Annotated in this window: 10 protein-coding genes; 2 read left to right on the top strand and 8 right to left on the bottom strand. The window is 33.2% G+C overall.

Annotation, left to right across the window (positions count from 1 at the left end; translation table 11 throughout):
- The first annotated feature begins 365 nt into the window (after nt 1-365).
- Nucleotides 366-599, top strand: coding sequence for a hypothetical protein (locus ACQKCJ_RS24410; protein ID WP_271338717.1), 234 nt, complete (start codon nt 366-368; stop codon nt 597-599).
- A 209-nt stretch (nt 600-808) separates the two neighbouring features.
- Here the strand turns inward: ACQKCJ_RS24410 and ACQKCJ_RS24405 are convergent, their stop codons facing one another.
- Nucleotides 809-1,039, bottom strand: a complete 231-nt coding sequence (locus ACQKCJ_RS24405; RefSeq protein WP_271338716.1) for a hypothetical protein — start codon at nt 1,037-1,039, stop codon at nt 809-811.
- 59 nt (nt 1,040-1,098) lie between these two features.
- Entirely contained in the window at nt 1,099-1,557 is a 459-nt protein-coding gene (locus ACQKCJ_RS24400; protein WP_271338715.1) for a hypothetical protein, read from the bottom strand.
- A gap of 321 nt (nt 1,558-1,878) precedes the next feature.
- On the opposite strand from ACQKCJ_RS24400, the gene ACQKCJ_RS24395 reads away from it, so the two are divergent.
- A complete protein-coding gene (locus tag ACQKCJ_RS24395; protein WP_271338714.1) occupies nt 1,879-2,655 on the top strand; it encodes a methyltransferase domain-containing protein in 777 nt (258 codons plus the stop codon).
- A gap of 358 nt (nt 2,656-3,013) precedes the next feature.
- On the opposite strand, the gene ACQKCJ_RS24390 is transcribed toward ACQKCJ_RS24395, so the two are convergent.
- The 6 genes from ACQKCJ_RS24390 to ACQKCJ_RS24365 form a co-directional block, all read right to left on the bottom strand.
- On the bottom strand, nt 3,014-3,868 hold the full coding sequence (locus tag ACQKCJ_RS24390; RefSeq protein WP_271338713.1) for a fatty acid desaturase: 855 nt from the start codon (nt 3,866-3,868) through the stop codon (nt 3,014-3,016).
- Nucleotides 3,869-4,952: 1,084 nt separating this feature from the next.
- Nucleotides 4,953-5,741, bottom strand: coding sequence for a helix-turn-helix domain-containing protein (locus tag ACQKCJ_RS24385; RefSeq protein ID WP_271338712.1), 789 nt, complete (start codon nt 5,739-5,741; stop codon nt 4,953-4,955).
- Nucleotides 5,742-5,764: 23 nt separating this feature from the next.
- A complete protein-coding gene (locus tag ACQKCJ_RS24380) occupies nt 5,765-6,910 on the bottom strand; it encodes an MBL fold metallo-hydrolase (protein WP_427403117.1) in 1,146 nt (381 codons plus the stop codon).
- Nucleotides 6,907-7,560: an epimerase gene (locus ACQKCJ_RS24375; protein WP_271338710.1), complete on the bottom strand. Its 654-nt coding sequence runs from the start codon at nt 7,558-7,560 to the stop codon at nt 6,907-6,909. Before ACQKCJ_RS24375 ends, ACQKCJ_RS24380 begins: the two co-directional genes overlap by 4 nt.
- Nucleotides 7,561-7,562: 2 nt before the next feature.
- Nucleotides 7,563-8,603 carry an SDR family oxidoreductase gene (locus ACQKCJ_RS24370; protein WP_271338709.1) on the bottom strand — a complete coding sequence of 347 codons (1,041 nt, stop codon included), beginning with the start codon at nt 8,601-8,603 and terminating at the stop codon, nt 7,563-7,565.
- 237 nt (nt 8,604-8,840) lie between these two features.
- A partial coding sequence (locus tag ACQKCJ_RS24365; RefSeq protein WP_427403116.1) for a hypothetical protein occupies nt 8,841-9,099 on the bottom strand: 259 nt, incomplete at its 5' end.

The raw sequence follows: 9,099 nt of genomic DNA, 5'->3' as shown, positions 1-9,099 counted from the left end.
CGTAAATTAAGAACCGCCTTGGTACGGATCCGTATGCCGGGTGGTGTGGAAGGTCGCCTAGGGAATTAATCCCTAGGCTCCTATCCGATTTTATGATGGTTTGTAAAAGGGGTATTTATACTTGGTGATTGGTTTTTATTTAGTGGTATACTTGTTTGAAATAAATTTTAGTGGATTATGGATTTCCGTAAAATGGGGAGTTAGTGAATGCTGATATTTGTATGCCTTAGATATAGAAAGAATATTTATTTTTTAAAAGTTATCTTTCATCTTTATTTATTATCTAATAGTCTAGTAAATTACGTACGAAAAATAAGCTCTAAATAAATTAAAAATTAAGATATATATAATTCGATTAAATAGATATGGAAAATAGAAAGTTAGAAGTTTATACCTTTATAGCACATCCTAATAGAAAACCAACCGAAAATTTAATTTTAGAAGATGTTTTTGGTAATGATTTGTATGTGAAATTAAAAAAAGGATTTCCCAATTTTGTTGATACTTTTCCTCCTTCACAAATAGATGGAAAAACTGCAAAAATTGAAAAAGGATTAATTGATAGCACAAGACGCACATCAAACTTCGGTTACAATTAAATATTCGCCTATTAATGTGGCTCTCATTTTAGAAATGGTTTTAGAGATGTTTCCTTTGGATGAATTTGAATTGATAACAGAAATTAATGAGATTCTTTTTGGTGATGCTAATGTTAATGAATAAATAAAAGTGTTTTTTCCTCATGCTACAAAGTCAGGAGACTTTTTAGCACGAGGAATATATCTAATTATTATATCAAGATTTGTCCTTACTTTTTTATGCACCAATTTTCGTGTGGGTTTCTATACAATACTATTTCAAATTTTCGACATTCCGGACATTCAATACATCTTTCGCCTCCCATATTGATTGCATTGGTATTAAAAGCAATATCTAGGACTGTAAGATTTTCCTTTTCACAATTGGGACATTTTACAATTGAATGTATATCTATTCTAAAACTTTCTGCAGCATCCAGCCATTTCTTTCGTTGTTTCATGTTTAGTTATGTACGTAAGATGATTTATATCAAACGAATAAAGTTTGAAAACGCGATCATTAAAATTCAAGTTTAGAATTTTTAAAGTATTTATAAATCCTTGATACAAGGAACAATAAAAATAAAATACCTAGAATCTTAAAAATTCCGGAGTACAAATAATTTATTGGGGTAAACTTAAAATCTTTAGTGGTTAGAAAAGACTGTTTTCCATCAGGTTTGTACAAAATAGGATAATAATCTTTAATTTTAACTTCGTTTTCTAATCCTAAATACACAGAGGTTTTAATATTCTCAACATAACCATTGGCGTATAAATGCGGACTTCCGTATGAATCTGCACCAATTCGTGTCACTTTCATTTTTCCGGATGTGTAGTTGTTCCTATTGTTGTATATTGAAAAATCAGAAATCACATCGATTGTAAGTGTTATCAAAAAAAAGAAGATCACCAAAGTCACTACGACTAAACTTAATCTAATAGTTATTTCCCGTATTATTTTTTTCTGGTTCTCCATGAATTTTATTTAATTCTAAATCAGATTTACATTTTAAATTAAATCTATTATACGGTTACAATAATAGGAATTTTTAGGTTATAATTTTGTAGTAATTTTTGTGCTGCTTCTTCTGCAAAAACAAATTACTAGCGCAGAAAAGAACGGCATCCTTTTATTTTTTTCTTTAGAAAAATAAAAGATAGAGTCCCAAAGCTTCGGGAGCTGGATAAAGCCTTGATAAAACCCATAAGAATTTTGTATCTTAGTTTGTAGTAACCAAATTTGAATTTTGATCGCGAATTTTTCCTAATCAAAGTTGAAATTGTAAAATAAGATAAAATGCCTTGGAATCCGGAAATATATAATAAGTTCAAAAATATTCGTTATCAGCCTTTTTATGATCTGATTGATTTTATCAAACCAGTAAAAGGTATGAAAGCCATTGATTTAGGTTGTGGCACGGGAGAACAAACAGCAATCCTGGCCGATAAATTCAAAGAAGCTGATTTTCTGGGTGTTGATTCTTCGGCAGAAATGCTGGAGCGATCAAAGGCTTTAGAAACGGATCATTTGAATTTTAGAAAAGCAACTACCGAAGAAACATTAGCCTCTGGCGAAAAATGGGATTTAATTTTTAGTAATGCGGCTTTACAATGGTCAAACGATCATGAAACTTTATTTCCAAGATTATTGGAACACCTTAATTCAAAAGGTCAATTTGCAGTACAAATGCCTGTTCAGCCTGAAAATAAACTCAATAAAATCTTGCTGGATTTGGTAAACGAAGAACCTTTTAAATCCTTCCTGAAAGGTTACAAAAGAGATTCCCCGGTTTTGAGTATCGACGATTATGCGCAAATACTTTTTGATGGCGGATTGGAAGATATTCAGATCCTGCAAAAAGTATATCCTATTATTGCAAACGATCATGAAACGCTTTATAATTTTATAGCAGGTTCGGCTTTGATTCCGTACATAGAACGTGTGGATGGCGAAGAAAAAGAGCTTTTTATTAAAACTTATAAAGAGAGAATTGCGGAGCATTTTCATAAACTTCCGGCGATATATTCGTTCAAGAGACTTTTGCTTTATGGTAGGAAAAGGGTAGCTGTCTAATCTTTGGTTTTTATTTAAACACATAGAGGCATAGCTTTTAGGATTGCTTAAAAAAGACGTTTCAGCTTGAATATTAAGACATAGCTTGGTTTTAGTGCTATGTGTTTAAAAAATTTTCACGCAGATTTTAGAAAGATTTTGGCAGATATGCGCGGATGATTATCAAAAAAAAATCTTTGGTTTTATTTAAACACATAGAGACATAGCTTTTAGGATTGCTCAAAAAAGACGTTTCAGCTTGAATATTAAGACATAGCTTGGTTTTAATGCTATGTGTTTAAAAAATTTTCACGCAGATTTTGGAAAGATTTAAGCAGATATGCGCAGATGATTATCTTAAAGTAAATTTGCTATAATCTTATTTTGGTTTGTAAAAAGTAAATGCTTTATCGAATAAAATGCCTTTTAAACTTTTTAGAGGATTAGTGTTTTTCTGGCGTTTCATTAGGCCAATTTTTAGCGTAAGCCATGATAAACTGGGATGTTCATGATGAACATCATGATTACCAATACCAAAACCCATTGGAAACCAATAAGTATTAGTTTTGCGGTCTAATGAAGTTCCCATATGTTCGCACCAGTTTCTTACTACTGAAATAAGATTTAAAAGTAAAAGTGTAAACAAAATAAAATAAAATGGAGGTTGTAAAATAATAAACCAAATTATGCTAAGACCAATAGAGAGTATAAAGTAGATTTTATTAATCTGGAGGGCATTGGTTACTTTCTGTGCATTTTTGTTTTTATTAAAATCAAAGATGAGATAAGAAGAATATAAGACAGGAATAGATTCCATAAGAATGTATAAGTATCTGTTTTTATGGTATAAATTTTTTAATATAGGAGAAGCAAGCGGATCTAATTCTGTATTTGTATAGCCATGATGTATTAAATGATATTTTCTGTAATGCTCGCCATAGAATGGTATAAAGATTAAAGCAGCACTTACATTTACAATAAGACGGTCGTATTTTGTTTTTGTAATTGCTTTGTGCGAGCCATCATGAACTGTAACTATTAAGAAGGAGTGTGCGCAAAAACCTGCAGGAATAAAGGCCCAATAAAAGCCTTGCTGAAACAAATGCATGCAATAACCAATGCCAAGTAATAAAATTGATGCACAGAAGATTGTCGTGAATGGTATTAAGAAAGTTTTTTTTCTAAGCTTTTTTTCAATAGAAATTTCATTTATCGGTTGTGTGTTGTTCCTCATAATTAGTAAACTATAGCAATTGTTTCTGTAATTCTGTCCGCTTTTTTTAATTGACAGATTTGAAAATTATGCGCAAACGTAGTGAAAGTTAAAGAAGGAAACATCCTCCTAAAATTTAAAAATGAAAAAATAAGACATTTTTTATAATTACAATTTTAAATTAAACATATAGAGTATAATTTTAGAGCACTTAACAAAGGTGTTTTTGATTTTTTTGAGATTGTCTTAAATTGGAGATTATAATCTTTGTTTCTATGTGTTTAAAAAATTTTTACGCAGATTTTAGAAAGATTTAAGCAGCTATGTACAGATTATTTGCTAAAAATAATCTTTGGCTATTATTTAAACAAATAGAGACATAGCTTTTAGGATTGCTTAAAAAAGACGTTTCACTTTGAATATTACCACATAGCTTGGTTTTAATGCTATGTGTTTGAAAATATTTCACGCAGATTTCAGAAAGATTTAGGCAGATATGCGCGGATTCTTGTCTAAAAAAATCTGCTAAATCTGCATGATCTGCGAGAGAAAAAAAATCTAATCTTTGGTTTTATTTAAACACATAGAGACATAGCTTTTAGGATTGCTCAAAAAAGGACGTTTCACTTTGAATAGTAACATATAGCTTGGTTTTAATGCTATGTGCGGAAATCTGGATTTTTTAAAACTTCCTTAAATTAGAGAGATTGTAATCTATGTTTCTATGTGTGTAAAAATATTTCACGCAGATTTTGGAAAGATTTAGGCAGATATGTGCGGATGATTATCTTCTGCGAGAGAAAAAAATCTAATCTTTGGTTTTATTTAAACACATAGAGACATAGCTTTTGGGATTGTTCAAAAAAGACGTTTCACTTTGAATATTAGCACATAGATTGGTTTTAATGCTATGTGCGGAAATCTGGATTTTTTAAAACTTCCTTAAATTAGAGATTGTAATCTATACTTCTATGTGTTGAAAAAAAAATTTACGCAGATTTTAGAAAGATTTAAGCAGATATGGGCAGATTATTATCTAAAAAATAAATCTGCTATAATGTTAAGATTGCATGAAAAATTATTTTAATCAGTGGTTTTGATAAATCTATTTCTGCAGTATAGTCGATGGTGTAATTCCATATTTTTTCTTGAATGCAAACGAAAAATGAGAGAGATCCTCGAAACCAAGATCGAGATAAATATCCGATGGTTTTTTTCCTTTTTTCTCCAATAAAAAATAGCCTTCCTGAAGTCTTCTTTGTATGAGCCAGTGACTTGGCGTATCTGAAAAAATGACTGCAAAATCTCGTTTGAAAGCTGAAATACTTCTTCCTGTAAGATAGGCGAAACGCTCTATACTGATATTAAATTTATAATTGCGATTCATATAGGCTTCTAAATCGATCTTTTCAGGCGGTGCAAAATCAAAGAGAATATCTATTAGTTTTGAGTTTTCTTTGAGAAGAATCAAAAGCAGTTCCTCGCGTTTAATGTTAGAAAACGTATCATCGATCTCGCCGCCATCATTATAATATGGCATCAACGAAAGAACGAAATTAGGCACTAAATCACTTTTCTTTATTTGCACAAATGATGCCTCACTGGCATAATTTTGTGCAGTAATTTTGTGTTTTGCAGCAAATTTTTTAAGGAATTCAGTATCAAGAATTACAACGACTTTTTCAAATTCACCGTCTTGCTTTTGCTTGTTGTATCGTGCCAGGTGATTTTTGCGAACCAGACAATATTCACCTGCTTTAAGATGGTATTTGTTCACGCTGTCATAACCTTCTATTGTGCCTTTTGCGAGGTACAAAAAGAAATGTTCCACAATAAATTGTTCCGGTGATATTTCGGGACCAATGTAGCAGCTTTTAATATCGGTATATCTCATGGTATTATGCGTAATTGTTCCGTTTATTTATTGGGAGCGGCAGGATTTTCTTTCCACCATTGCTTAAAAACTTTGTGTTGATCAAAAATAACAATTTCTCCCATAACAGGTGTAATCAAAGGAATTTGATATTTTGCATTCAATCGGGTAAGTTCGTTCAATGGTTCATTCCAGGTATGTTTGGCGAGGGCAAATTTAGAATTATGTACAGGAACCATACTTTTGGCTTTCAGATCACGTGCTGCCTGCAAAGTTTCTTCAGGCAGCATATGAATATAATGCCAGGCTTTATCATATTGCCCGTTCTCCATAATTGCAACATCAATAGGACCAAATTGCTTCCCAATTTCTGCAAAATGCGTGTCGTAACCGCCATCGCCGCTATAATAAACCTTTAGCGTAGGCGAACTAATTAAGAAAGACGCCCATAACGATTGGTTTTGTTTTAAGCCACGTCCGGATTTATGTCTTGCCGGTAAAGTATAAATGGTAAAGTTATTTTCAACTACCACATCATCGTTCCAGTCTTGCTCAATAATTTTTTCTTTTGGATATCCCCAACGTTCAAAATGGGCTCCAACTCCCAAACCACAAATCACAGTTTTTACTTTGTTCTTAAGTGCCAAAATTGTTTTGTAATCCAGGTGATCATAATGATCGTGCGAAATGAGTAAATAATCTATTTCAGGTAAATCCTGTACGTGATAGGTATTAGTTCCGTCAAAAACTTTTACAGTATTGGGTAAAGGAGAAGCATTGTCGCTGAAAATGGGATCTATTAAAATTTTCTTTCCGTCTATTTGCAATAAACAGGACGAATGCCCAAACCAAACCAATAAATTTTGATCTGAAGGTAAATGCTTTAGATCTGTTTTTACAGAAGGAATTCGGTTCGACGGTTCAGTAGGAACGGTTTTATCAAAAAACTGTTTTTTTATTTCGCCCCAAAAACTATAACCCGGAGCCAGTGTTGGTGTATAAAGTGTATTCTGAAATTCTCCATCTTTATAATGTGGCGATTTCTGAATTTGCACCATGTTTTTTCCTGACGGCAAACTGCCAAAAGTCGCCTTTTGCATATAAAGCCATGTACAAATACCAAGAACCAGTAGGATTGCAAGAAAGATGATTGTGATTCGTGTGATAATTTTCAGGATTCGCTTTTTCATTTTAAGTTGGCTGCTTTTTTAATATCAATGGCTTCTAGGATATTTTTAGAATACCCAATTTGTGTTACCGAAATCATTGCGCAACCAATTTCTCTGGTGGTGCAACCAGTAAAAAACAAGCCCATAATAGGGTAGAGCAACGTAATGTATTTATTGAATCCTTTTAAGTGAACTTGTGTTTGATCAGGTTTCATTAATCCCGGACGAAAATTGTATTGCGCCTTAAAAGGTAAGGCTTTCAATGCATTTTCGGTTTTTCCTTTTACGCGCGCCCACATTACTTTTCCGTTCTCAGAACTATCTGTATGCAATCCTGAAATAAAATTGAAGGTAAGATTTGGGTTTTGTGCTAAAAGTATTTTGGCAAAATGCAAGGTTGTATCATACGTAATATGCGTGTATTGCGCTTCATCCATGCCAACGCTGGTGATTCCGGCGCAATAAAAACAAGCATCGTAGCCAGTAAGTGTAAGATTATCTGATTTTAGTGAAAGAAAATCTGAAATTAGATATTCCGTCAATTTAGGATGCGATTTTCCGCTTGGTTTTCTTCCTATATACAAAATTTGTTCTACCTGACTATTATCCAGACATTCGATTAAAACTCCTTCGCCAACCATTCCGGTAGCACCTGTTACAATTACTTTCATATTTATATTTTAAGAGATTTCCATTTGATTAGACTAATTACGGTTGCCATAATCGCTTCTTCGTTAGTGCGGGGTTTCCAGCCTAATATGGTTTTGGCTTTTTGGTTGCTGGCTTTGCGATAAATACCAACCAATGGCAAGATGGCTTTTGCCTTATCGTTAAACAATGCTGTTAAGCGTATTATAAAGGTAGGCAAAGATTTTGTAGCTGCTTTTCTGGCTGCGTATGGCATTTTTACTTTTATAAGTTTAACAATTTCCAGTAATGACATTGTACCTCCGCCTAAAGCAAGAAAACGTTGTCCTTTGGCTTCGGGGTTTTCCATTGCGAGAATGTGTAATTCGGCAACATCCCTTACGTCGACGATTCCTAAACTAATATCAGGAATTGCTTTCATAGAACCGTCTAATAGTTTTTTTAGCATTTCGAAACCGCTTGATAAGTCCGCACTTAGCGCAGGACCAAAGATTCCCATTGGGTTAATGACCGAAAGTTCTAATGTTCCTCCTTGATTATTCATAAATTCCCAGGCGGCTTTTTCAGCAAGAACCTTGGATTTATTATATGTCGAAAGTCCTTTTTCGTCTGGATTTGTCCAACTTTCCTCCGTGATAAGGGTATTTTTGTCTTTATGACTGTATCCAACAGCACCAAAGTTCGAAGTCATTACCACACGTTTTACACCGGCTTCTCGTGCTGCTTTCAAGACTCGTAAAGTTCCGTCTACAGCGGGACGAATCATTTCATCTTCGTTTTTGGGTAATCTTAAAAATATAGGCGAGGCGATGTGCAATACATAATCGCAATCAATCATAGCTTCATTCCAATTTTTATCAGAGGTAAGATCAGCTTCGATGAAATCTAATTTACTAAAGTCTGTAAGACCGCCATTTCTAAGCATTTCAAAAATCTTGTTCCGGCTTTTGAACGAACGAATGGTTGTTCTGACTTCATAACCACGATTTAATAATTGTAAAATACTATGTATGGCCAGAAAACCTGTTCCGCCAGTTACTAGTACTTTTTGATCTGTATGTATCATTGATTGCATTTTTACAGTACAAAGATCTAAAGAAAGGGCAGAAGTAACTTTGTTGAAAAGCCCAAAGTTGCTTTGTTGAGAGGTTCAGGAAAAATGAGATAATTTGGAAATGAGGTATGGCACGCTGATGAAACTGATTCGCTAATGCGAAAACACGGATTTTACGGATTTTTTATAATACATTTTGTTATTTGCGCATGTCAGATTGAGCGAAGTCGAAGTCCCGTAATGTGAGTATTAGTAATTATTGTTTTGATTGCTGTAAATATAGCGAACGGTTTCAACCGTTTGGTGTAATACAGGATTACAATATATACACAAGATACGATGCCAATATTTTATGATAATCTGAATCCCGGAGTTTAAACCTTTGTCAAAGTTGAAAACTTTGACAAAGGTTAGAAACCTGAAACCTGAAACCTGAAACCTGAAACCTGAAACCTGAAACCTGAAACCTGAAACCTGAAACCTGAAACCTGAAACCTGAAACCTGAAA

Source organism: Flavobacterium sp. NPDC079362, from assembly GCF_050267765.1.
GTDB classification, from domain to species: Bacteria; Bacteroidota; Bacteroidia; order Flavobacteriales; family Flavobacteriaceae; genus Flavobacterium; species Flavobacterium azizsancarii.
This window is presented reverse-complemented; position numbering and strand designations above follow the sequence as displayed.

What these genes read in the sequence shown, in the direction of transcription:
- ACQKCJ_RS24410 (WP_271338717.1), top strand. Translation starts at nt 366, where the DNA reads ATGGAAAATAGAAAGTTAGAAGTTTATACCTTTATAGCACATCCTAAT.
- ACQKCJ_RS24385 (WP_271338712.1), bottom strand. Translation starts at nt 5,741, where the DNA reads ATGAGATATACCGATATTAAAAGCTGCTACATTGGTCCCGAAATATCA.
- ACQKCJ_RS24380 (WP_427403117.1), bottom strand. Translation starts at nt 6,910, where the DNA reads ATGAAAAAGCGAATCCTGAAAATTATCACACGAATCACAATCATCTTT.
- ACQKCJ_RS24390 (WP_271338713.1), bottom strand. Translation starts at nt 3,868, where the DNA reads ATGAGGAACAACACACAACCGATAAATGAAATTTCTATTGAAAAAAAG.
- ACQKCJ_RS24370 (WP_271338709.1), bottom strand. Translation starts at nt 8,603, where the DNA reads ATGATACATACAGATCAAAAAGTACTAGTAACTGGCGGAACAGGTTTT.
- ACQKCJ_RS24400 (WP_271338715.1), bottom strand. Translation starts at nt 1,557, where the DNA reads ATGGAGAACCAGAAAAAAATAATACGGGAAATAACTATTAGATTAAGT.
- ACQKCJ_RS24405 (WP_271338716.1), bottom strand. Translation starts at nt 1,039, where the DNA reads ATGAAACAACGAAAGAAATGGCTGGATGCTGCAGAAAGTTTTAGAATA.
- ACQKCJ_RS24375 (WP_271338710.1), bottom strand. Translation starts at nt 7,560, where the DNA reads ATGAAAGTAATTGTAACAGGTGCTACCGGAATGGTTGGCGAAGGAGTT.
- ACQKCJ_RS24395 (WP_271338714.1), top strand. Translation starts at nt 1,879, where the DNA reads ATGCCTTGGAATCCGGAAATATATAATAAGTTCAAAAATATTCGTTAT.